This window comes from Anaplasma marginale str. Florida (assembly GCF_000215485.1).
In the GTDB taxonomy this organism is placed as follows: domain Bacteria; phylum Pseudomonadota; class Alphaproteobacteria; order Rickettsiales; family Anaplasmataceae; genus Anaplasma; species Anaplasma marginale.
In genome coordinates this window covers 1-979 of the sequence record NZ_AFMS01000064.1, presented here as the reverse complement: position 1 = coordinate 979, position 979 = coordinate 1, and the positions used below count along the sequence as shown (strand labels likewise).

Below are 979 nucleotides of genomic sequence, written 5' to 3'. Positions count from 1 at the left end.
AACAAGCATATAGGCGTTCTGCGTCGATATTTGTCAATGTGTATTGGCGCTTAGCATCGGTGCACATATACTCAGGGAACTCGAACGGCGAGTGCTTCTCAGCTGGCTGGGCTTTGCCAGATAAATCCTACAGCGCAAAATGATTAGTGCGGGTATTTCGGCCTTGACGGCGTTGGATACTGATCCTAGATGCCTTTATTCTGCAGTTTTGTCACGACAGCCAAGCAAGATAGCGGCCTCAATCTGGGTACGCACTCTTCTTTCGTAGACATTTTTATAATATTAAACTAAAAGTTGAGCTTAGGAAGATAAGCACCTAATCTTCAGGTTTATCATGCTTCTCGCGTTCTTGGTATGACAGACATTATGGCAGTTGCCAGCGCCAAGCTGGCAGCCCAAGCTCTTATCAATCTATTCGTATTGTGTTGGGTGCACGAACTCGCGGATGCGCTTGCCCCGGTTAGCCGCCGGCTCGGACACATACAACGTGGATACCCACTTGGCGGTTGTGGCTAAGGAGGGATTCGAACCCCCGACCCGGAGATTATGATGCTCCTGCTCTACCCCTGAGCTACCTAGCCCGAGGACAACGGGATATCACATCTTGCGCCGTGTTGCAACCTGCATATTTAGACACATCTGCCCGGTGGGTGAGGGGATGGTTTTTGATATGCAAATTGTTAACGGTTTTCATTTACCATATTTGGGTGTCCCTACCCCTGCAAACTTGTGGCCGTCCGTTACTCCGGTCTACCACTCCGAGAAATACGCGCCATTGCAGGGCTTAAACTCACAGGCGGGCGCGCACACCGCTGTACCGGCTCATCAGCAGCCGTGGTCCAGTATAGAAGCACAACGAGTCAAATGAGTCACAGGAGTTAAAGTACACTTTTGAGTTATGCCGCACACGCACAAAAGGGATACGACATTTACTATGCTCATTCAGAAGGAAGAATGTAAGTCCTCCTCCAACCGGTTA

1 tRNA gene is annotated in these 979 nt (G+C 49.6%); it reads right to left on the bottom strand.

Features of this window, described 5'->3' with window-relative positions:
- Positions 1-509: 509 nt before the first annotated feature.
- Positions 510-581 (bottom strand) — tRNA-Met (locus tag GAC_RS01850).
- Between the last annotated feature and the right edge of the window lie 398 nt (positions 582-979).